This window comes from Thermodesulfovibrio thiophilus DSM 17215 (assembly GCF_000423865.1).
GTDB lineage: Bacteria > Nitrospirota > Thermodesulfovibrionia > Thermodesulfovibrionales > Thermodesulfovibrionaceae > Thermodesulfovibrio > Thermodesulfovibrio thiophilus.
In genome coordinates this window covers 39,698-60,127 of sequence record NZ_AUIU01000019.1, presented here as the reverse complement: position 1 = coordinate 60,127, position 20,430 = coordinate 39,698, and the positions used below count along the sequence as shown (strand labels likewise).

General features: G+C 33.7%; 26 protein-coding genes. 9 read left to right on the top strand and 17 right to left on the bottom strand.

Translation table 11 applies throughout. From position 1 onward, the window contains the following. Positions 1–51: 51 nt before the first annotated feature. The 6 genes from G581_RS11395 to G581_RS11970 form a co-directional block, all read right to left on the bottom strand. Entirely contained in the window at positions 52–387 is a 336-nt protein-coding gene (locus G581_RS11395) for a DUF2845 domain-containing protein (RefSeq protein WP_038065871.1), read from the bottom strand. Between the two features lies 1 nt (position 388). Then, the gene (locus G581_RS0109750) at positions 389–844 is read right to left on the bottom strand and encodes a regulatory protein RecX (RefSeq protein WP_028845644.1); all 456 of its coding nucleotides are present in this window, start codon (positions 842–844) and stop codon (positions 389–391) included. Then, positions 825–1,850 (bottom strand): recombinase RecA, encoded by a 1,026-nt coding sequence (recA, locus tag G581_RS0109745; protein WP_028845643.1) that lies wholly within the window; start codon positions 1,848–1,850, stop codon positions 825–827. Before recA ends, G581_RS0109750 begins: the two co-directional genes overlap by 20 nt. A gap of 38 nt (positions 1,851–1,888) precedes the next feature. Further along, the gene (gene thpR / locus G581_RS0109740; RefSeq protein ID WP_028845642.1) at positions 1,889–2,476 is read right to left on the bottom strand and encodes an RNA 2',3'-cyclic phosphodiesterase; all 588 of its coding nucleotides are present in this window, start codon (positions 2,474–2,476) and stop codon (positions 1,889–1,891) included. A 6-nt stretch (positions 2,477–2,482) separates the two neighbouring features. Next, a complete protein-coding gene (locus tag G581_RS0109735) occupies positions 2,483–2,941 on the bottom strand; it encodes a phosphatidylglycerophosphatase A family protein (protein ID WP_028845641.1) in 459 nt (152 codons plus the stop codon). Between the two features lie 159 nt (positions 2,942–3,100). Then, a complete protein-coding gene (locus tag G581_RS11970; RefSeq protein ID WP_038065866.1) occupies positions 3,101–4,291 on the bottom strand; it encodes an IS110 family RNA-guided transposase in 1,191 nt (396 codons plus the stop codon). Positions 4,292–4,534: 243 nt separating this feature from the next. Here G581_RS11970 and G581_RS0109725 point away from each other — a divergent pair, with 243 nt between their 5' ends. Further along, positions 4,535–4,918, top strand: a complete 384-nt coding sequence (locus tag G581_RS0109725) for a hypothetical protein (protein ID WP_028845640.1) — start codon at positions 4,535–4,537, stop codon at positions 4,916–4,918. Positions 4,919–4,974: 56 nt separating this feature from the next. Here G581_RS0109725 and G581_RS11830 read toward each other — a convergent pair whose 3' ends face one another. The 3 genes from G581_RS11830 to G581_RS0109710 all read right to left on the bottom strand — a co-directional run bounded on the left by G581_RS11830 (position 4,975) and on the right by G581_RS0109710 (position 8,255). Continuing rightward, a complete protein-coding gene (locus G581_RS11830) occupies positions 4,975–5,370 on the bottom strand; it encodes a hypothetical protein (RefSeq protein WP_051179204.1) in 396 nt (131 codons plus the stop codon). A 150-nt stretch (positions 5,371–5,520) separates the two neighbouring features. Next, positions 5,521–6,909 (bottom strand): sigma-54-dependent transcriptional regulator, encoded by a 1,389-nt coding sequence (locus G581_RS0109715; RefSeq protein WP_028845639.1) that lies wholly within the window; start codon positions 6,907–6,909, stop codon positions 5,521–5,523. 11 nt (positions 6,910–6,920) lie between these two features. Next, entirely contained in the window at positions 6,921–8,255 is a 1,335-nt protein-coding gene (locus G581_RS0109710; protein WP_239639065.1) for a sensor histidine kinase, read from the bottom strand. A gap of 83 nt (positions 8,256–8,338) precedes the next feature. Here G581_RS0109710 and G581_RS0109705 point away from each other — a divergent pair, with 83 nt between their 5' ends. Genes G581_RS0109705 through G581_RS0109670 form a run of 8 tightly spaced genes read left to right on the top strand, consistent with a single transcriptional unit; the run spans position 8,339 to position 14,246 of the window. Further along, on the top strand, positions 8,339–9,037 hold the full coding sequence (locus tag G581_RS0109705) for a YggS family pyridoxal phosphate-dependent enzyme (RefSeq protein ID WP_239639064.1): 699 nt from the start codon (positions 8,339–8,341) through the stop codon (positions 9,035–9,037). A 14-nt stretch (positions 9,038–9,051) separates the two neighbouring features. Next, the gene (gene proC / locus G581_RS0109700; protein WP_038065862.1) at positions 9,052–9,852 is read left to right on the top strand and encodes a pyrroline-5-carboxylate reductase; all 801 of its coding nucleotides are present in this window, start codon (positions 9,052–9,054) and stop codon (positions 9,850–9,852) included. Then, the gene (locus G581_RS0109695) at positions 9,843–10,151 is read left to right on the top strand and encodes a YggT family protein (RefSeq protein WP_028845635.1); all 309 of its coding nucleotides are present in this window, start codon (positions 9,843–9,845) and stop codon (positions 10,149–10,151) included. Before proC ends, G581_RS0109695 begins: the two co-directional genes overlap by 10 nt. After that, a complete protein-coding gene (locus G581_RS0109690) occupies positions 10,148–10,618 on the top strand; it encodes a DivIVA domain-containing protein (RefSeq protein ID WP_028845634.1) in 471 nt (156 codons plus the stop codon). The genes G581_RS0109695 and G581_RS0109690 overlap by 4 nt, the downstream gene beginning before the upstream one ends. Continuing rightward, positions 10,608–11,873, top strand: coding sequence for a histidine--tRNA ligase (gene hisS, locus G581_RS0109685; RefSeq protein ID WP_028845633.1), 1,266 nt, complete (start codon positions 10,608–10,610; stop codon positions 11,871–11,873). The genes G581_RS0109690 and hisS overlap by 11 nt, the downstream gene beginning before the upstream one ends. After that, a complete protein-coding gene (rfaE1, locus tag G581_RS0109680) occupies positions 11,860–12,852 on the top strand; it encodes a D-glycero-beta-D-manno-heptose-7-phosphate kinase (RefSeq protein ID WP_028845632.1) in 993 nt (330 codons plus the stop codon). The genes hisS and rfaE1 overlap by 14 nt, the downstream gene beginning before the upstream one ends. Then, positions 12,845–13,807: a DUF814 domain-containing protein gene (locus G581_RS0109675; protein ID WP_028845631.1), complete on the top strand. Its 963-nt coding sequence runs from the start codon at positions 12,845–12,847 to the stop codon at positions 13,805–13,807. The genes rfaE1 and G581_RS0109675 overlap by 8 nt, the downstream gene beginning before the upstream one ends. A 19-nt stretch (positions 13,808–13,826) precedes the next feature. Next, on the top strand, positions 13,827–14,246 hold the full coding sequence (locus tag G581_RS0109670; protein ID WP_028845630.1) for a hypothetical protein: 420 nt from the start codon (positions 13,827–13,829) through the stop codon (positions 14,244–14,246). Here G581_RS0109670 and pstB read toward each other — a convergent pair. From pstB to G581_RS0109630, 8 genes are all read right to left on the bottom strand, one after another. Then, complete coding sequence (gene pstB / locus G581_RS0109665) at positions 14,243–15,001, bottom strand: phosphate ABC transporter ATP-binding protein PstB (RefSeq protein ID WP_028845629.1); 759 nt, start codon at positions 14,999–15,001, stop codon at positions 14,243–14,245. The genes G581_RS0109670 and pstB overlap by 4 nt on opposite strands. Next, entirely contained in the window at positions 14,998–15,831 is an 834-nt protein-coding gene (gene pstA, locus G581_RS11380; RefSeq protein WP_038065856.1) for a phosphate ABC transporter permease PstA, read from the bottom strand. The genes pstB and pstA overlap by 4 nt, the downstream gene beginning before the upstream one ends. Before the next feature lie 2 nt (positions 15,832–15,833). Beyond that, entirely contained in the window at positions 15,834–16,730 is an 897-nt protein-coding gene (gene pstC, locus G581_RS0109655) for a phosphate ABC transporter permease subunit PstC (RefSeq protein WP_239639063.1), read from the bottom strand. A gap of 249 nt (positions 16,731–16,979) precedes the next feature. Beyond that, complete coding sequence (locus tag G581_RS0109650) at positions 16,980–17,570, bottom strand: hypothetical protein (protein WP_028845627.1); 591 nt, start codon at positions 17,568–17,570, stop codon at positions 16,980–16,982. Between the two features lie 6 nt (positions 17,571–17,576). After that, on the bottom strand, positions 17,577–18,431 hold the full coding sequence (locus G581_RS0109645) for a universal stress protein (protein ID WP_028845626.1): 855 nt from the start codon (positions 18,429–18,431) through the stop codon (positions 17,577–17,579). A 62-nt stretch (positions 18,432–18,493) separates the two neighbouring features. Continuing rightward, entirely contained in the window at positions 18,494–19,585 is a 1,092-nt protein-coding gene (locus G581_RS11375; RefSeq protein WP_038065851.1) for a sulfite exporter TauE/SafE family protein, read from the bottom strand. 17 nt (positions 19,586–19,602) lie between these two features. Then, positions 19,603–19,899: a hypothetical protein gene (locus G581_RS11370; protein WP_051179203.1), complete on the bottom strand. Its 297-nt coding sequence runs from the start codon at positions 19,897–19,899 to the stop codon at positions 19,603–19,605. 1 nt (position 19,900) lies between these two features. Next, positions 19,901–20,332 (bottom strand): hypothetical protein, encoded by a 432-nt coding sequence (locus G581_RS0109630; RefSeq protein ID WP_028845625.1) that lies wholly within the window; start codon positions 20,330–20,332, stop codon positions 19,901–19,903. Between the last annotated feature and the right edge of the window lie 98 nt (positions 20,333–20,430).

The window sequence follows — 20,430 nt, the reverse complement described above, 5'->3', positions numbered from 1 at the left end:
TCTTTTGAAGTAGTCCAGAAATAGCTGTCTTATTTCAGAACTTTGCATCTATTACTCCTCATTGACAATTTTCTGCTCATTGCTTATGATATATGCTAATTTACCATTAACAAAAATAAGCCTTGATTTTAAAATTCCAAGAGAAGAAGAATAAACCCATTCCTCCCTCTGCTTACCTTTTTCAGGAGTGAGAACTCTTGTAGAGGAAGGTGGTCCCCATGCATATCTTACCTGTTCTTTTGTCATTCCAAGAGATATTTCTCCCTTAGTAATTCTTTCCTGAATCTCAGGTGGATAGTCTTTAATTTCCTCGTAGGTATATCTTACAGGAGAAGAAGCACAACCAAAAATAAAAACTGCAACGAATAAAACAATTAAAAATCTCATTTCAACTTCCTCCTTTCTCAAATGATTTTAAACATTTATTAACTGTATCCCATGAAAATCCTCTTCTTAGGAGAAAACCTGCTATTTTTGCCTTTTTCTTCTCAACTGATGCATCTTTTATTAGATACTTTTTTCGTTCAATAAGTCGCAACGCTATATTAGTTTCATCAATATCAGGAAGAGTATCAATAAGTTCTTTATGAATTCCTTTTTTCATTAAATAATTTTGCAACCCAATTTTCCCAAGAAATCTATCTTCAGCTATTTTCTCTGCTTTATGTACAAATTTCCTGTCATCTATAAATCCTTTTTGCTTCAGATATTGGATTGTTTCAGTTATATCTTTCTCAGAAATACCTTTTTTTTCAAGACGTTTTTTAATTTCTTCTTCTGTTCTATCTCTCTGGCTAATCAACCTTATTGCGATTTTAAGTGCCTCATTCAGTTGTGTTTTCACCTTCCTGAACCTTTGGCTGTTTTAATCCATATGCCTCAACAACTTTTTTATAAATTTCATTAAAGATTTCTGGATGTGTTTTTAAATATTCCTTTGAATTTTCTCTTCCCTGAGCAATCCTGGAGCCATTATAACTATACCATGCACCAGATTTCTCTATAATTCCCTTTTCTACTGCAAGATCAAGAACCTCACCAGTTTTTGAAATTCCCTCATTGAAATAAATATCAAACTCTGCCTGTTTGAATGGAGGCGCAACCTTATTTTTAACGACTTTAACTCTTACTCTTCCACCTGTTGCTTCCTGACCTTCTTTAAGCGTATCTATTTTTCTTATATCAAGCCTCATTGATGCATAAAACTTCAATGCTGTTCCACCTGGAGTTGTTTCTGGATTTCCAAACATAACCCCTATTTTTTGTCTTATCTGGTTAATAAACATAACAGCTGTCTGAGACTTTGATATTGCTGCTGTCAGTTTTCTCAATGCCTGACTCATAAGCCTGGCCTGGAGCCCTGGAAGACTGTCTCCCATCTCTCCTTCTATCTCAGCTTTTGGAACAAGAGCAGCCACTGAATCAACAACTATAATGTCAACCGCACCACTACGAACAAGAGTTTCCGTTACCTCTAAAGCCTGTTCTCCTGTATCAGGCTGGCTTATAAGAAGATTTTCTATATCAACACCAAGTTTTGAGGCATAATTAACATCAAGGGCATGTTCAGCATCTATAAAAGCAGCAATTCCACCCATTCTTTGTGCTTCTGCAATGGCATGAAGAGCAAGTGTTGTTTTACCAGATGACTCAGGACCGAAAATCTCTATAACCCTTCCACGAGGATATCCACCAACACCTGTAGCTATATCAAGTGATGTTGAACCTGTTGGAATAACCTGAACCTCCTGAGCTTCCTTTGTCCCAAGACGCATTATAGCACCCTTGCCAAAATTTTTTTCAATTTGAGATATAGCAATTTCCAATGTTTTTAACTTTTCTTTGTTCATAAAACACCTCTTAAACTTTTTTTTATTATACCATTTATCTATTTGGTCAAAGGAAACCGTTCTAAAACCGAATAAATTGAGCCATGTGGAGTTAATGTGCTCTTCATTAAAACAAACTCTTTTACGTTGAATTGATAATCAGAAATTCCTTCCTTTAAAGCAACGGACTGGATTTTATTTTTAAAATTTTTCTCAATCTTTTCAAATAAGTATTTACCATTTCTAAAATTTTTAACTCTTGCAAGAGTTATATGAGATTTGAAGTTTCTTGTTTCTCTTTGGAAACCTGATTTTTCCAGATTTTCTTCAATCTTTTTTACCAGTTCTATGAGAGCAGAGTTATTTTCTATACCCATCCATATTACTCGTGGCTTTAAAGGATCAGGAAAGACACCAGGATGGGTTATCTTAAGAGTAAAAGAGGAAGTTTCATCTGCAATGCTTATTAAAGTCTGTTTTATTTCAGAAATTAACATTTCTTCAATCTCTCCAAGAAATTTTAAGGTAATATGAAAGTTATCCTTATGAACAATGCTGATTCCTTCAAGCAGAGTTTTAACTGGCATGAGTTCTGTAAAAAAACTTCTTATATTTTCAGGGACCTTTATGGCTATAAAAGTTCGCATAAAATATCATAACATCAAAAAAATTCTCAATAAAAGATTTGTCATCAAACCGGCTATTATGTCATCCATCATAATTCCTATTCCACCACTTAATTTTCTTTCAATCTGTCTTATTGGAGTTGGTTTTATAATATCAAAAAAACGAAAAAAAACAAAACAAGCAATTAAAGTCTGCCAGTTAACAGGAAGAAAAATCACAGATGTACAATAACCTGCAAATTCATCAATTACAATATATGAAGGATCTTTTTTCTTTGTTTTTTCTTCAACCTTCTTAGATGCAAGAATACCTAAAAAAAACGAAATTATTAATATATATATAATTAAAGTATCGGAGGGCTTAGTCAGGCCGATAAAAATCATAGCAAAAGCTGAAGCCACAGTTCCTGGAGCAATAGGAAAGTATCCAATAAAAAAAACTGTTGCAATTAGTCTATAAAACACTGATGATTCTAACATATCCATTTATCATTTTTTAATATAGGGATTATTTTTATATAATTTTGAATAATATTTTACAGTCATTTTTCAGCTTATTGCTGTGCCTTTTCTGATGAAATTAAGGAAAATGTTACACTAAAAAATTATATTGCCTTTAAAATTAACATGTTAGCATGGAGTCAACTATAAAGAATGTTTCTTAACACGGAAATAGGATTTATGAGAGAGCATAGCAAAGATGGTTCTGAGAAGCTTATGTGCGGTAGTCATAACTGCCTTTCTGAATGGCAGTCCTTCATTTCTTCTTCTGAGAAAATAAGCTCTGAAGACATGATTAACCCTTATAACATTGACTGTTATGATGTAAATCACTCTTGTAAAATGTCTGTTACCTCTTTTAGAGATTTTGCTTTTGCCTTCAAACTTGCCAGATTGATACACAGAAGGGTCTATGCCTGCATAGGCAATCAATTTTTTATGAGACTGAAAGTTGTCAATTTTCCCCACTTCAGCCAAAAAAGTGGCAGCAGTTGTTGTATCAATTCCGTCAATGGAGGTAAGGATTTGAAGGTCCTCAAGCATAATAGATTGGCAGTAAGAGGAAAGCAACTCAGTAATTTCATTCAGTCTTTCCATAAGATGAAGCAAGGTAGAGATTTTTCCTCTGAGTATGATCTCTTTAGCTATGTTTGTAGAAGCCACAGAAGACTGAGCAGTTTTGATTATGGTTTCTACAGAGACAGAGATTTTTCTGCCCTGGCAGGAGCTCTCAAGAGCCTTAGCTATAAGGTGGGATTTAGATTCTCTGATAGTTCTTGCAGAAGGAAACTTCATGAGGAAGTTAAGCATAGTAAGGGTGAAGACATTACAGATGGATTCCAACTCAGGGAAGAGCAGTTGAAGGAGCCTTTTAATTTCATTTTTTATAGAGGCAATAAGGTTACACAGATATTCTCTTTCCCTTGCGATATCTCTGAGCTCTATTATATCTTGAGAGGAAGAGAACTGCTCAATTTGGTTTTTATGGACAAGGAGGAATTTAGCGATGGTAAGGGCATCTTTTCTGTCTGTTTTGGTTTTTCTGAGAGAAAGTTTAGAGAAATTGGAAATAAGCAAGGGGTTAATGATGATAGTTTTGATGCCTTTGTTGGAAAGGAAGGAGAACAGATTAATATGGTAACAGCCAGAGGATTCCATACCAACTATAACAGAGGAGAGTACATTGCAGGAAGAAATGATAGCGTTGTAGAGTTCAGAGAAACCAGAAGAATCCATACTGGCAGACAGGGAAAAACAGACATTACCGTTCAGATCAACAGTAGAAACGGAGAAAGAGTCTTTGGAGATATCAATACCTATGAAGATTTTAAACATAATAGCACCTCCAGAACTTGTTTGGACAGAGCAGGGGATGCCTCCCGACCAATCCTCCAAGGTGACACGAGGGTTTAGTGACCCAATCAACCTATAATGGCTTTGGGAGGCAGGGAACAAACTCCTCGAAGGGTTCACTGACCCAGGTAAATAGAGTTCTCCTGCCTGTCTTCTTTTGTTTTATATGGGTAAAACCCATGTATATAAATTTTATAACACAAATTCTTAGTAGGAGGATAAATTATGAAAACATGGTTTGTTTATGTATTTGGACGCTGGATTGTTCTTTCTGGCATAGCTGGAGCATTACTACAATTTTTATTGAGTGATTATTTGGGAATTCACACTATTCCTGCATTTCTGCTTAATCAGTTTTTACTTGCCAATGTTTTTTGGTTTATTGACAAAGCAATATTTAAATCTCATTTTAAAATTCCAGCATTCTATCCGCTCTGGCAGATTAGAGAAAATGTAAGATGTGTTGATTGCGGACAGATATGTGAAGGTTACAGAGTTGTTAAAACAAAAAACTATGACAGATTGAATGATCCTGAACCTGAATTCAGATGTAAAACCTGTCGAGAAAAAAAATTAGAAGAATTAAGGAAAAGAGGCGTTGAAATATAAAATAAAAAAGGTTGGAGAAGATTAATCTTCTCCAACCTTTTAATTAAAGAAAGCTTTTACTGTTTCTTGTCAGTTTTCTTCTCGTCTTTCTTCATATCTTTTTTCTCAGCTTTCTTTGCTGCGGTTTTCTTTACGCTTTTTGCTGTAAGCTTTCCGTCTTTCTCGGAATATTTTACTGCAACCTTGTCACCAGCTTTAACATCTTTAATCTGTTCGTCAGTTACTCCTATTGTGAGTTCCTGTTTTGCGCTTTTTACTGTGACGGTTTTGCCAACTGTGTCAACAGCTGTAACCTCACCTGTGATACTTTTAACTGTTTCCTTAGCAGGTTTTTTTGCTGGTTCAGCTGGTTTTGCTGGTTCAGCTGGTTTGGCAGCAGGCTGCTGAGCAAATGCTGCTGTTACTGTAAGAGCGAACACCAAAGCCATTACTACTGCTATAATTTTCTTCATCTTATTCTTCACCTCCTTTCTTTTTTAATTTTTTACTAAAGGGATTTCAGTTTTTAGCTCCATACCTTATGGAGTTAATCAAGTTTGATGCCATATTAAAACCCTTTGTTTTATAAATTATTTTATATTTACAGTTATTAATTAGATTCGTCATTTCACAAAGTTTTTCGTCATTTCACGAATATTTTCTGAAAGTCCGAATTTTTTCAATCTATACCAGAATGTATCATAACTCATGCCCAGTAGTCTAGCAGCCTGTGCAATAACAAAATTTGATTTAATCAATGCTTTTTTTAATAGTTCTTTTTCAAGTTCTTCATAATTTATGCCCTCATCAGGTATATTGATATCAAAAATATTTTTGCATTTTGTAACTTTTAATTCATCCTGAATATCATCAATTGTAATTTTATCTTTGTCGCATATTATTATTGCTCTTTCAATAACACTTTCAAGTTCTCTTATATTGCCAGGCCATGAATAATTTAAAATTGCCTCCATTGCTTTTTCATCTATTCCATTAATTCGTTTACCAAATTCTTTAGAATATTTTTCTATGAAAAAGTGAACAAGATCTGGAATATCCTCTTTTCTTTCTCTCAGTGCTGGAAGTTCAACTGTTACAACCTTCAACCTGTAGTAAAGATCTTCTCTGAAACGATTACTTACAACTTCATCAGCAAGGTTTTTGTTGGTTGCTGCAATAATTCTGACATCAACTTTTATGATATCCTTTCCTCCTATTCTTCGTATCTCTTTATCCTGAAGCACTCTGAGCAGTTTAGATTGTGTTGTAATCGGAAGTTCAGCAATCTCATCGAGGAAAAGAGTACCTTTATCAGCAGCTTCAATGAGCCCTATTTTTCTTGTATTTGCTCCAGTAAAAGCGCCTGCTTCGTATCCAAAAAGTTCACTCTCAATTAATGTCTCAGGTATTGCTGCGCAGTTTATTGCAATAAATGGTTTATTCTTTCTTGGCGAATTGTAATGAATTGCTCTTGAAATAAGTTCTTTACCTGTTCCGCTTTCTCCATATATAAGCACAGTAGCATTTGTCGGAGTTACTTTTTTAACTATATCAATGATCTGAAGCATTTTTTTAGATTTGACTATAATTCCATCAATTTTAAATTTATCGTAAAGTTCCTTTCTAAGCATCAGATTCTCTTTAATCAGATTCATTCTCTCTTCTGCTTTTCTTACAGTAACAAGAAGTACTTCTTTATCAAGAGGTTTTGTGAGATAGTCAAATGCGCCTTTTTTAATAGCATTCACAGCAGAGGATATTGTACCAAAAGCAGTGATCACAATTACAGCAGGTCGAAATGGTTCATCCGGAAGATTATTGAGGATCTCCATTCCATCCTGACTTCCAAGCTTAAGATCAGTGAGGATTATTTCAGGAAACGATTCATTAATTATTTTTCGTGCTTCCTCTATACAAGAAGCAGAGTGAACATTATACCCTTCCTCAGAAAGAATGGTTAACAGAATCTCTCTCTGCAAAATCTCATCATCAACTATAAGTATTGTTGTCATATCTTTATATGTTAAACCGGTATATAAATTTTTACTTCACTACCATTACCTTGCCTGCTTGAAAACTCTATTTTACCTCCATGTTCCTCAATAACTCTCTTTGATAACGGAAGCCCCAGCCCGAGTCCTCCTTTTTTCGTTGAGAAAAATGGCTCGAAAATTTTATCTATATACTCTTCAGGTACTCCAGATCCAGTATCAGATATTTTTATCAACAGATTGTCTTCTGAAAGTTCTGTTTTGATAAAAAGATTTTTCATATCCGAATCTTTCATGGCATATAATGCATTTGTAATTATATTCAAAAAGCAACTTTTTATCAAATCTACATCAAGATTAAGAGTAAAATCAACATCATAGTCTTTATAAATATTAATCCCATATTTTGATGCGGTCGCTTCAACAAGCGAAACAACATCTTCTATTATCTCTATGATACTTGCAAGTTTTTTGTTCAATTTTAGAGGTCTTGTATATTCAAGATATTCTGTAATTAAATTATTAACTCTGTAAATTTCCTGTTTCATATTCTCAAGAAGCTTTATGTAGTTGTCAGAGTCCAATTCTTGTTTTTGTAACTTTTCTATTAGATGATCTATGCTTAAATTGATGAAATTAAGAGGATTTCTTACTTCATGAGCAATTGTTCTACTGAGTTGCCCAATTGCTGATAGATGTTCTGCTTCTCTAAGTCTTTCATGTAAAATCTGGTTTTCCTGAAGTTTCTGAATCATGAAGTTAAAACTTTCTGCTATCTTACCTATTTCATCCTTTCTCTTAATATTAAGTCTATATTTAAAATCTCCCTGAGCAACTTTTTTTGCAGCCTCAGTTAGAGTATTAATTGGTTTAGTATATCTTAAAGAAATAATATAGGTAACCACTATACCTATAAAAAATATCATTAAAGTTGTAAGAATTCTTTTAAGTGCATTTGTTTTTAAAATATGAGAAAAATCATCTTTATTGATTCTTAGATGAATGTACCCATACTGAACATTGCCTGCTATTACAGGAATTATCACATTATAAACATTCTCTTCTTCAAATACAGGCTCGCCAAGCTCTGCTTTAATAATTAACTCCTTTTTACTATGAGTTATGGGTTTCCCTATGTTTTGAGGGTTTGTGCTTGCTATAATCTCCTGAGTATTGCTTATGATGGATACTTCTCTTATTCCTTTTGTATTAAGCTTTTTTAAATACTCTGTAAGTTTATTTGACCCTCCTTTAGTAACTTCTTCAACTCCTATTTGAATAGCCTTTGTAAGGTCAGCAGTTTGCCGTTCTATTTCCTTTAATAGTTTTTTTTCGGTTTGACTATAAAATATATATAAACTGAACATTAAACTAAAATTGAGTAATAATAAAATGAGTATCAGTTTCCACCTTAAAGAAAGTCTATCAAGGATATTCATAATCATGTATAATGTATTATATTATGCTTACAGCAAGAATATCATCTGTTTTTAAAAAAATAACTTATGCAGCATTAAGATCAGGCAGAAATCCCGAGGAGATTAAACTGATAGCAGTAACAAAATCTCAACCAATTGATAAAATAATAGAATCGGTTGATCTTGGGTTAAGAGTTTTTGGAGAAAACAAAGTTCAGGAAGCGAAACAGAAAATTGAAAAACTTAATGAATTTAATTTTAATATTAAATGGCATATGATAGGACATCTTCAGAGCAATAAAGTAAAAGAGGCTGTAAGACTTTTTGAAATAATTCATTCAGTAGATTCAGACAAACTTGCAATATTAATAGATAAAGAGGCAAGTAAAATTAAAAAAATTCAGAGAGCTTTAATTCAGGTCAAGTTATCTGAGGAAGAAACAAAATATGGGATTAACGAAGATGCAGTAGAAGAAATATTGGAACTATCTAAAAAGCTTAAGTATTTACAAATTGAAGGACTGATGACAATTCCACCATATTTTGTAACCCCTGAAGATACAAGACCCTATTTTAGAAAACTCAGGCAAATAAAAGAAGAGCTATCTCAAAAAGGATATCCATTACAAGAACTTTCAATGGGAATGTCTAATGATTTTGAAGTAGCAATAGAAGAAGGATCTACTATGGTAAGAATAGGCACAGCCATTTTTGGACCAAGAATAAATTGAGGAGGGAAAATAAAATGACAGGCTTTATTGGTGGAGGAAATATGGCAGAAGCTCTTATAAAAGGGCTTGTTAAAGATGGGAAAAAAAACATTATCGTATCTGAACCAGTTGAAGAAAGAAGACGATATCTTGAGAACTGTTACGGAGTTAAAACAACGGCTTCAAACATAGAAGTGGTCAATTCATCAACAATTATTGTGCTGGCCATAAAACCACAGAATATAAGAGAGGTTCTTGAAGAAATTAAAGATCTTGTTTCTGAAAAACATATTATTGTGTCAATAGTTGCTGGAATTTCTCTTAATTTTATTAAGCAATATCTTAAAACAGACAAACTTATCAGAGCAATGCCAAATTTTGCAGCAACAGTAGGTGAATCAATGACGGTTCTTGCTTTATGTGAGTGCCTTGAGATGAAAATTTTAGCTCCGGTAAGAGATATTTTCATGAGTGTTGGAAAAGTGCTTACACTTCCTGAAAGTTATATGAATCTTGTTACTGCCTTATCAGGAAGCGGACCTGGATTTTTGTGCTATATAGTGGAACAGTTTATAAATGTAGCAACAGAGCTTGGATTTTCTGATGATATTGCAAAAGAACTTATAGTTCAAACAGTTATTGGCACTGCAAAGCTGCTTGACAGTGGAATGCCGCCTGATAAAATAAGGCTGAAAGTAACATCACCAGGGGGTACAACAGAGGCTGGACTTAAGGTGTTAGCTGAAAGTAATCTTAAAGACATAATTTTCAAAACTGTTCAGGAGGCAAGCAAAAGAGCTAAAGAGCTTTCAATTCAGGAGGATACATGTTTTTAATTGCAAATCTTATTATTGCTTTGGCAAATATTTTAGATATCGTATTTACAATTTATACTTTCATCATCGTTATTGCTGCAGTAATTAGCTGGGTCAATCCTGATCCTTATAATCCTATCGTCAGATTTCTTTATGGAGTTACTGAACCGGTTTTGCGTCCAATAAGAAAATTGATGCCTTTCAGACTTCCAGTTGATATATCACCATTAATTCTTTTGCTAATAATATTTTTTTTACAGAAATTTTTAGTTGCAAGCCTCGTTGAGCTTGGTTATAGAATTAAAGGAGGACTTTTATGAGAATAACGCCGTTGGATATTCAACAAAAGCAGTTCAAGATTAAATTCAGAGGCTTTGATATGGATGAGGTTTACTCTTTTCTTGAGATTATACGAGAAGAGTTAGAAGAAATTTTAAAAGAAAATTCAATGCTAAAAGAAAAGGTGGTAATTCTTGAGAATCAGCTAGAGGACTACAAAAAAATCGAACAATCAATCAGAGATACATTGATGACAGCTCAGAGGCTTGTTGAGGATTATCAGATAAATGCAAAAAAAGAAGCTGAACTCATAATAAAAGAAGCACAATTAACCGCTGAAAATATTATAAAAGAAGCTCAGGAAAAGGTTGTTAAGATTCATGAGGATATTGTTGATTTAAAGGGAATCAGAAGGCATTTTAAGGAAGAAATAAGAAGACTGATAGAGTCACATTTAAAAATGCTAGAATTTGATAAAGAAAGAGAAGGCGAAGAAAGTGAAGTATAGTCTATTACGAGGGATGCAGGATATTTTTCCTGAAACAATCCATCTATGGCAGTATGTTGAAGACTGTGCAAAAAAAACAGTTGAAAGTTTTAATTTCAAGGAGATTCGCACGCCCATTGTAGAAAATGCTGAATTATTTTTACGAAGTATTGGAGAGGATACAGATATAGTTGAAAAAGAGATGTATATATTTCAGGACAAAAAAGGCAGAAAAGTTGCTTTAAGACCAGAAGGAACAGCATCGGTTGTGAGAGCTTATATTCAGCATTCTCTTTTTAATAATCCGGCTCCTCAAAAATTTTATTATATAGGTCCTATGTTCAGATATGAAAGACCCCAGAAGGGAAGATTCAGGCAGTTTCATCAGATCGGGGCGGAGTCTTTTGGAATAGCTTCTCCTGTGATAGATGCTGAATTAATTTATATGCTGAAGATGTTTTTAGAAAGGTTAGATATCAAAAATTTAAATTATGAGATAAATTCTCTTGGATGTGAGAAATGCAGACCAGAATACAGAAAAGTTCTTTTTAATTTTTTAGCTGATAAAGTAACCAATCTATGCAATGATTGTCAGAGAAGATTTGAGAAAAATCCTTTGAGAGTTCTGGATTGCAAACTACCAGCATGTAAGGAGTCTTTAAAAAATATACCTCTTATACTTAATTTTTTGTGTAATGATTGTAAGAATCATTTTTTGAGTTTGCAAAATGAACTTGATGAAATGAAGATATCATATGCGATAAATCCAAGAATTGTAAGAGGACTTGACTACTATACACGGACTGTTTTTGAAGTTACCACAACAATGCTAGGTGCTCAGAATGCCATTGCTGCAGGAGGAAGATATGATACCCTTGTAGCATTATTCGGTGGTCCATCAACTCCAGCAGCGGGATTTGCTATTGGTATGGAAAGGTTAATTGAAATATGTGCAAATTCTTTGTCAATAAAACCTGAAAAAAATCTAGTATATGTTGCATATATAAATGGACAGGTAGAAGAAAAAGAAGCAAGAAAACTTGTTAGATTTTTAAGAAATAAAGAGATAAGTGTTGAAACTTCTTATGAGGAAGCATCTTTAAAAAGCCAGTTAAGAAAAGCTGATCGATTAGGTGCAGATATAGTTATTATTGTGGGAGAGGACGAAATCAAAAAATCGCTGTATAAATGGAAAAACATGAAAAACGGTTTACAGGGAGAAGCCTCTCTTGATGAACTGGTTGATTTGATAAGGAAGAGCAATGTCAATAACTAAGTTAGAGAAAATTCTAAAAAAATTCAAAGATAAAAAGATTCTTGTTATTGGTGATATTATTCTTGATAGATACATCCTTGGAAAGGTGATGAGAATTTCTCCAGAAGCACCAGTTCCTGTTGTGGAAGTTGATGAAGAAACCTACAGACTTGGTGGAGCAGCAAATGTTGCCAATAATATAACTGCATTGAAAGGGCAAGTTCATCTATGCGGAATAATAGGTAAAGGGTCTTATGGAAGAATTTTAAAAGATTTGCTCCAAGAAAAAGGAATTGGTCAGGATTATATCTTTGAAGATACAAGAAGAACTACAGTGAAAACAAGGGTAATTGGTGGAAATCAGCAAATTGTAAGATTCGATATAGAAAATCGAAGAAGACTTGAAGGCAAGTCAAAGGAATTGTTTCTCTCAATAATAAAAAACGCTTTAAAAAATTTTGATGCAGTCATTGTTTCTGACTATAAAAAAGGTGTTGTCTCCGAAGAATTATTTCGTATTTTAGTGAGCCATAAAAAACAAAATGGCAGTTTTATTGCAGTTGATCCAAAAGTAGGACATTTCAGACTTTATAAACAAGTATCGCTTATAACTCCAAATGTAGCTGAAGCCTCTCATGGAGCAGAAATTGAAATAAGAGATGAAAAAAGCTTGACTAAAGCAGGGTATAATCTCTTAAAAAAGCTTGCTTGTGATTCGGTTTTAATAACCAGAGGAGAAGAGGGAATGAGTTTGTTTGAAAAAATTAATTCGGAAATAAAAACTACTCATCTTCCAACAACTGCCAGAAAAGTATTTGATGTTACAGGTGCGGGCGATACTGTAATTGCGGCAATAACACTTGCTCATGTAGCTGGTGCTTCTCTTACAGAGGCAGCAAAAATAGCAAATATAGCTGCTGGAATAGTTGTTGAAAAAGTTGGAACAGCTGTTGCGACACAGGAAGAAATTATAGAAATACTAAAAGCTTCTTATGTCTAAAGCTATTGCTTTATATTCAGGAGGACTTGACAGTCTTCTTGCAATTCTTACAGTGAAGGAACAAAATATAGAAGTTGCTGCTTTTAAATTTTTAACAGGATTTGGAAATGCATTAAAACAGGAAGATGAAGATTTAGCCAGGAAATTTAGCTTTGAACTACAAGAAGTCGATATTAGAGAAAAATTTTTTGAAATATTAAAAAATCCCAGATATGGTTATGGGAAAAATCTTAATCCCTGTATTGATTGTAAAATTTTAATGCTTAAAGAAGCTAAAACTATCATGCATCAATATAATGCTGAGTTTATCGTTACTGGAGAGGTTTCTGGACAGAGACCCATGAGTCAGAAAAAAGGAATATTTTCTCTAATGGAAAAGGAAACATCACTTAAAGGTTTAATATTAAGGCCTCTGTCTGCAAAGCTTCTTCCCCCTACAATATCTGAACTAAAAGGAGTTATTGACAGGAATCTTTTATATGATATTTCTGGCAGAACAAGAAAACCGCAGATTGCTCTCGCAAAAAAGTTTGGAATTGAGAAAATTCCTCAACCAGCAGGTGGATGTTTGCTTACTGATCCATCTTTCTGTAAAAAAGTTAGAGACCTTTTTGAACATGATGAATTAACCATTAAAAAGACAGAATTACTCAGGATTGGCAGGCATTTTAGAATTTCTGACAGATGTAAAATTATTGTCGGAAGGAATGAATCAGAAAATGAAACTCTTTTAAAAATCAATAAAGGAGTTTTCCTTTTTCCATCTGATTTTAAAGGACCTGTTGTTTTTTTATCAGGAACATACTCAGAAAGAGAGATTCAGGTTGCAGCATCAATATGCGTATATTATTCAAAACGAAAAAATACAGAGATAGTAATTAAAAATGAAATAACTGAAAATAAAAAAATTTATGATGCAATATTAGAACAAGAGATTGTAAAATACAGATTGTAAAAAGGGTACGGAGGCAAGTATGAAAAAAGTTTTAGTTTTTCTCCTCATTTGTTTTCTGCTTAGTTGCGGAGGGAAAAAACAGGTTAAGCCACCGTCAGAGGAATACAGCTACACACAAGAAGCATTTAAAGCTGTTGATGAAATGAGAAAGGCTTATCAAAATAAAGATAACTATGGAATAAGAAAGTATTGTTCAGAATCTGCATATAGAGAAATAATTACATCAATTAAGCCTTTTGATAAAGCAGAGCTTGAGTTTGAACCTGTTCTTGGAGAAATGGAATCAGACGGTTATAAACTTTATATTTCATGGAATGGCAAATGGAAATATCTTAACAAGGAAACAGAAGAAAGAGGACTCGCTATATTTTTGATTAAAGGCAACCCCCCAAAGATTGAAAGAATCATTAGAGGTAATCCATTTAAATATCCTGATTAACCAAATCTTCCAGTTATATATTCTTCTGTAAGCTTATTTGACGGCACTGTGAATATTTTTTCAGTTTTGTCATATTCAATAAGTTCACCAAGCATCATAAAACCTGTCCAATCAGAGATTCTTGCTGCCTGCTGCATATTGTGAGTAACAATTATAATTGTTACTCTATCTTTTAATGAAATAATAAGTTCTTCAATTTTTGCTGTTGATATTGGATCAAGAGCGCTTGTTGGTTCATCAAATAATATAATTTCTGGCTCAACTGCAAGTGCTCGTGCAATACATAAGCGTTGCTGCTGACCTCCACTAAGTCCAAAAGCATTGGTATTAAGTTTATCCCTTACCTCATCCCAGAGAGCTGCGTCTTTTAAAGCTTTTTCAACTCGTTCTTTTAATTCTGCTCTTTTCTTCGCTCCCTTTAGCTTTAATCCATAAGCAATATTTTCAAAAATTGTCATAGGAAAAGGAGTTGGCTTCTGAAACACCATTCCTATTTTGCTTCTTAATTCTATAAGGTCTGTATCTTTTACAAGTATATTACTGCCCTGAAATATTATTTCTCCATCATATTTATTCCCTGCATAAAGATCATGCATTCTGTTAAAGCATCTAAGAAGTGTTGTCTTACCACATCCACTAGGACCAATAAGAGCAGTTACTTTATTTTTATATACTGTCATGTTTATGTTTTTAAGTATATGAATATTACCAGTATAGTAAAAATTAAGACTTTTTACCTCAATTTCAGGTATCAATCCTTGTACCTCCCTTTTATAAGAATTCTTCCCGCAATAGTTGCAAAGAGAATAAATACTGTAATCATTAGTGACGCACCCCATGCCTGAATGTGCCAGTCCTCATAGGGACCCATGGCATACTGAAATATTGTTACTGTTAATGATGCAATTGGCTCGTTCATATTTATTGAGAAGAATGAATTATTGAAGGCTGTAAAAAGAAGAGGTGCAGCTTCTCCTGTAACTCTTGCAATTGCAAGAATAATTCCAGTAAGAATCCCTGTTGCTGCTCCACGGTAAACTATCTGAATAATCACTTTATAGTAAGGTGCTCCAAGAGCAAAGGCAGCTTCTCTCAATGTCCATGGTATCAGGGAAAGCATATTTTCAGTGGTTCTGAGAACAGTAGGAATCATAATAATACCAAGCGAAACTGCACCAGCCCATCCACTGAAATGTCCAAGAGGGGTAACCATTACTGCATAAATAAAAGCGCCTACAATTATTGCAGGAATACTTACCATAATATCTGCAAGCGTGCTTATAACTTTTGAAATTTGATACTTTCTTCCATATTCGGCAATAAAGGTTCCACCAAGAACTCCAATGGGAACTCCAATTAAAGTAGCGAATAGTGTAATTAAAAGATGTCCTACAAAGGCATTTCTTAATCCTCCTCCAGTCTCTCCAGGAGGAACTGGATCATTAAAAAATAAGGCAGGATTTATAGCAGATATCCCATGTCTTAGGACATCAAAAATTATAAAAAATAGCCAGAAAATACCCCATACTGCTGCAAGAAATGATATGAAAAGTGCTAACCCACTTATTATTTTTCTTTTTTTCATTATTATCTTTTTTCTACCCTAACCAGAAAAATTTTTGCTACTGCAAGAATTGTAAAGCTCATGATAAAGAGAAGCAGCGCAAGATAGTAAAGAGAACTCAGATATATATCTTTATCAGCCTCTGTAAATTCATTAGCAAGCTTTACTGTAACAGTGGCTGCTGCATCAAAAAGTGATGTGGGAATTTGATTAAGATTTCCCAGAACAAATGCAACAGCCATAGTTTCACCTAAAGCCCTTCCAAGAGAAAGTCCTACTCCTCCTAAAACTCCGAGTTTTGAGTAAGGTAGTACAACATCTTTGACAACTTCCCACTTTGTTGCTCCTATTGCATAGGCAGACTCTTTAAGCACTGAAGGAGTAAGATTAAAGGAATCTCTTGCTATGGATGCTGTAAAAGGTATAATCATTATACTTAAAATAATACTTGCTGTGAATAAATCAACACCAAGAGGCGTTCCTTCAAATAGTTTGCCAATAAGAGGAAGTTTTCCTATAGTTGACTGGAAAAAGGGTTCAATATACTTACTCATTATTGGAGCTAAAGTAAAAAGCCCCCACATTCCGTAAATTATACTTGGTATTGCAGCCAGAAGCTCAATAGCTGTACCGATAACTCCCTTTAATGCTGATGGAGCAATCTCTGTAATAAATATTGCTATTCCAATAGCTACAGGTATTGCAAGCAAAAGGGCAAAAAATGATGTAATCAATGTTCCAATCAAAGCAGGAGCAGCTCCGAATGATTCCTGAACAGGATCCCAATCTTTAGAAAAAATAAACTCTTCAAAACCAAATTTATTCATGGCAGGCAGAGATTCTTTAAACAAGATAATGAATATTCCTACTGTAATAACAATTACACTGAATGCTGTAATAGCTGTCAAACTAAGAAACATAAAATCCTTTATTTGTCCCCTCTGTATCCTGGGCATTAAATAATTATACATAAGTTATGTTACAGCAATGTTAAAACTAATCAGAGTTTAAATAAATTTCTTACTCAGGAGAGTATGTATTTTTAAAATTTAGCTCTCAATAAGTATGATCGCTTGTATGAAAATTTTGACAGTGAATACCATCCAGTTTTGTACAATTAGCGCTTGCATATGTTTTCATCAGTATAATGAGTAGAAAAAATTAGTGTATTAACTGATACAGTCAGAAAAAGGAATCCGATGACTGCTTTTTTTAAGATATATTTCAGCGTAGGGATATAATCTTTGTAAATCGTATAATGCTTGAGATGGTAAAATTTTGTCCATGCTTCCGTGAATTAAAACTAACTTATGCTTCTTGCCAGGATAAGTATTAGAATGTGAGAAATCAGATGTTAAAAGAAACTTCAGTCCTTCAATAAGCGCATGTTTGTCTAAATTTTTAGGTAAAATAGGTTTACATCCTGCTTTTATTAGAAAGTCTCTGACAACACTATCAGACTCTAATTCCATTTTATTAATCATTCTTTTTATAACTTTTGGATTAACATAATCCGTAAACTTATTAAATCCTGAAATAATGACTATTAGCTTAAACCTTTCAGAAAAAAAATGAAAATTTTTAAGAATAATATGTCCACCTGTTGACCATCCCATGACAGTCTGGCCAGATTTGTCTTCTAGAAACTTGATAATTCCATGTTCATCAAAATCAACAAATGGAATTAAAAATTTCCAATTCTCTGGCACATCTTCTAAAACTTCTTTAAATCCAGCCCATCCAGATAAATAAAGATTCATTTAATTTTATTTAATCACTAAAATGGGAATTTTTGAAAGTCCCATTACTCTCTGACACGTACTTCCCATGAGAAGCCTGCGTAGCCCTGTTCTTCCATGAGAACCTGTAATGATGATATCAGATTGTGTATTACTGGCTATTTCTAGAATCTGTTTATAAGGTTTCCCCTCCTGTATGAAAATTTTTGTTTGAATACTTTCTTTTGAAAATTTTTCCTCCCAATAAGTTAAATGCTGCTTGATTTTATTCAAATGCGTATCAAAAATTTCTGGTTTTATGGCAAAAACTTCTGACGCAACTTCGGGAATTGACACAATGCTAACCTTCTGGCAGCTATACTGCTTCGCTATCTGCAAAGCTCTCTCACAGGCAATCTTACTGTCTTTCGAGCCATCAGTTGCCACAACAATGCTGTTCCATTTTATTGAGGAGAATTTTGGAACGACTAAAACATCAACTTTGCTGTAGCCTATTACTCTTTCTGTAACACTTCCTATTAAAATTTGTTCCACAGCACTGAGCCCTTTTTTCCCCATCACAATCAAATCTACTGACAATTCTTCACTTATATCTACTATTTTTTCATAAGGTTCACCCTCTTCGTATAAAGGCTGAACATAGATTTTATATCTTTCAGCAATATTTTTTGCCACATCAAGAGCTTGTTGATATGCTTTATTAAGTTCCTGTAACGACAGGCCTATTCCGATAAGCCCTAAATCACCACTATATGGCGGAGCAACTGATAAAACAAAAACGTCAAGCTTTTTATCCTGCGCAAACTTGATAGCCTCTTCAAAGGCATGCAAACTTTCTTGTGAACCATCAATGCATATTAAAATTTTATTATAAACAGTCATTGTAAACCTCTCCTATAAATTTAATCTTGAAATCCAAGAGATATGACACTGAAAGTTAAAAATTATTTTAATGCTGTTGTTGAAACTTCAAATTCAGCAAGTTTGTTCAGTTTTCTTTCAGCCCTCATCCCCTTAATTAAAGCAGCACAGATGATTAAAGCGCCTATCAAAAGGGCTGCCACCATGGTAATAAAGCTTATGGTTTTAAGCATAGTAACAGTATTGTCTGGTAATGGAGAGATTAAACCGAGTTGTCCCATGTAAACAGGAACCATCAACCCTCTACTAACAAGCACTATTAACATTATTACACCCATTACAATTTTTATCATGTAATCTTTGACATAAGTTGTTCCTATGGCACCAAGCTGAACCCCGAAAAGAGAACCTGCTAAAATTATCATCGCAAGTCTTATATCTACAAAACCACCCATTGCATATTTTAAAGAGCCCAGTAATCCCATAACAAATGCAATAACAAGTTCAGTTGCTGATGCCATTATTGCAGGTGCACCAAGCACATACATTAATCCAGGAACACCAATAAAACCACCAACTGCTATGGTAGATGCCAGAATTCCGGTGGCAAAACCAAGAGGAATTGTAAAAAGGAAAGAAACCTTTCCACCGAGGCTTTTAAAATAAACCATTGTTCCAGGGATATTAACCGAGCGAACCCATTTTGCAATTTTTGTAATTTCTTCTGCTTTATTTGTTTTGTTGTTATTTTTGGTTTTTATCGCATCGAATAGTACATAAGTACCAACAATGCTCAAAACAATAACAAAAGCTGCGCTTACATATAGATTTGAGCCAGCATCACCAAATGTTTTCTTAATATATTCCTGAATGTGTGCTCCAACTAAAACTCCTACTTCTGCTGAAGCACCCATAACTAAACCTAATTTAACATCAACCTGACCAAATTTAGCTCTTTTTACTGCTCCTACCAGAGCTTTAGGGAACTTGTGACACATATTTGTTGCAACTGAAACAAGGCCTGGCACACCTATGCTCATCATCCCAGGTGTAAGAACAAATGCTCCTCCTGAACCTATAAATCCGCTTACTAGTCCACCTATAAGGCCAACAAAGAATAAATACATTACATTCATTAAATTTAAATCAATAAAATTTGTTGTAAGATCGATCATCTTAGCCTCCCTTTTATTTATGCACGTAACTGAGTTCTAATTTCTTTTCTTCTATCAACAGTTCTGTCCTGAACAGTTATATCCATTCTTTTTTTCTTTGCTTCAACACCCAGACTCTGCCAGAAATAGTTTGTAAAGTTGCCATGAGCAAAACAAAAAATCAGAGCTGTGACAATTGGAAACAAAGCATATACTCCTCCTCTTATACAAAGTGATTTTATAGCTTGCTCATTTAAAAATAAACCAGCATATAAACTCACTGTAACTGCTCCATAAAATAGCAGCTTAAATAATATTTTTTTCTTTTTTACCATTTTACCCTCCTGCTAAATTTTTATTTGGTTGAACGAAAACTATCGAGACATCCGGGAAATTTAATTCCTGCAAAGCATTTTTATCACCAACAACGATGATGGTAGAATCTTCCAAAAAGCTTTTGATTCTAACATCTGAAAAACTTTTAAACTCTAAAGTCTCAGGATTTAATTCACTATTCTTTAAAACTTTGAATGAATTTTTTGAACATTTTTCTTTGCTTAAGATTTTCAATATGCCATTCATTCTTTTTGTTAAGTTCAAAGCATACTTTATTGAATATTCATCTTCTTCCAGACATGAGAGAACTACTGCAATAACAGGCTTTTTCCTTATAATCTGCTGGACAGTCTCAAATTCGCCTGCTTCAGCAAAAGTAATTGCAGACATGTATTTATCAAATTTGCTTATTAAATTTTTTATACCTGACATCAATTCCTCCTTCTTTTTAAAGAACAATTCATGTGCCAGAAAATTTATTATTTGAATTCCTTGATTTTATTGCTATTTTTTATCAAATCAGAATTTTT

Coding starts and splice junctions, on each gene's coding strand:
- G581_RS11395 (WP_038065871.1), bottom strand. CDS start 387: ATGAGATTTTTAATTGTTTTATTCGTTGCAGTTTTTATTTTTGGTTGT.
- recA (WP_028845643.1), bottom strand. CDS start 1,850: ATGAACAAAGAAAAGTTAAAAACATTGGAAATTGCTATATCTCAAATT.
- thpR (WP_028845642.1), bottom strand. CDS start 2,476: ATGCGAACTTTTATAGCCATAAAGGTCCCTGAAAATATAAGAAGTTTT.
- G581_RS0109735 (WP_028845641.1), bottom strand. CDS start 2,941: ATGGATATGTTAGAATCATCAGTGTTTTATAGACTAATTGCAACAGTT.
- G581_RS11970 (WP_038065866.1), bottom strand. CDS start 4,291: ATGTTTAAAATCTTCATAGGTATTGATATCTCCAAAGACTCTTTCTCC.
- G581_RS0109725 (WP_028845640.1), top strand. CDS start 4,535: ATGAAAACATGGTTTGTTTATGTATTTGGACGCTGGATTGTTCTTTCT.
- G581_RS11830 (WP_051179204.1), bottom strand. CDS start 5,370: ATGAAGAAAATTATAGCAGTAGTAATGGCTTTGGTGTTCGCTCTTACA.
- G581_RS0109715 (WP_028845639.1), bottom strand. CDS start 6,909: ATGACAACAATACTTATAGTTGATGATGAGATTTTGCAGAGAGAGATT.
- G581_RS0109710 (WP_239639065.1), bottom strand. CDS start 8,255: ATGTTCAGTTTATATATATTTTATAGTCAAACCGAAAAAAAACTATTA.
- G581_RS0109705 (WP_239639064.1), top strand. CDS start 8,339: ATGTATTATATTATGCTTACAGCAAGAATATCATCTGTTTTTAAAAAA.
- proC (WP_038065862.1), top strand. CDS start 9,052: ATGACAGGCTTTATTGGTGGAGGAAATATGGCAGAAGCTCTTATAAAA.
- G581_RS0109695 (WP_028845635.1), top strand. CDS start 9,843: ATGTTTTTAATTGCAAATCTTATTATTGCTTTGGCAAATATTTTAGAT.
- G581_RS0109690 (WP_028845634.1), top strand. CDS start 10,148: ATGAGAATAACGCCGTTGGATATTCAACAAAAGCAGTTCAAGATTAAA.
- rfaE1 (WP_028845632.1), top strand. CDS start 11,860: ATGTCAATAACTAAGTTAGAGAAAATTCTAAAAAAATTCAAAGATAAA.
- G581_RS0109675 (WP_028845631.1), top strand. CDS start 12,845: ATGTCTAAAGCTATTGCTTTATATTCAGGAGGACTTGACAGTCTTCTT.
- G581_RS0109670 (WP_028845630.1), top strand. CDS start 13,827: ATGAAAAAAGTTTTAGTTTTTCTCCTCATTTGTTTTCTGCTTAGTTGC.
- pstA (WP_038065856.1), bottom strand. CDS start 15,831: ATGAAAAAAAGAAAAATAATAAGTGGGTTAGCACTTTTCATATCATTT.
- pstC (WP_239639063.1), bottom strand. CDS start 16,730: ATGTTTCTTAGTTTGACAGCTATTACAGCATTCAGTGTAATTGTTATT.
- G581_RS0109650 (WP_028845627.1), bottom strand. CDS start 17,570: ATGAATCTTTATTTATCTGGATGGGCTGGATTTAAAGAAGTTTTAGAA.
- G581_RS0109645 (WP_028845626.1), bottom strand. CDS start 18,431: ATGACTGTTTATAATAAAATTTTAATATGCATTGATGGTTCACAAGAA.
- G581_RS11375 (WP_038065851.1), bottom strand. CDS start 19,585: ATGATCGATCTTACAACAAATTTTATTGATTTAAATTTAATGAATGTA.
- G581_RS11370 (WP_051179203.1), bottom strand. CDS start 19,899: ATGGTAAAAAAGAAAAAAATATTATTTAAGCTGCTATTTTATGGAGCA.
- G581_RS0109630 (WP_028845625.1), bottom strand. CDS start 20,332: ATGTCAGGTATAAAAAATTTAATAAGCAAATTTGATAAATACATGTCT.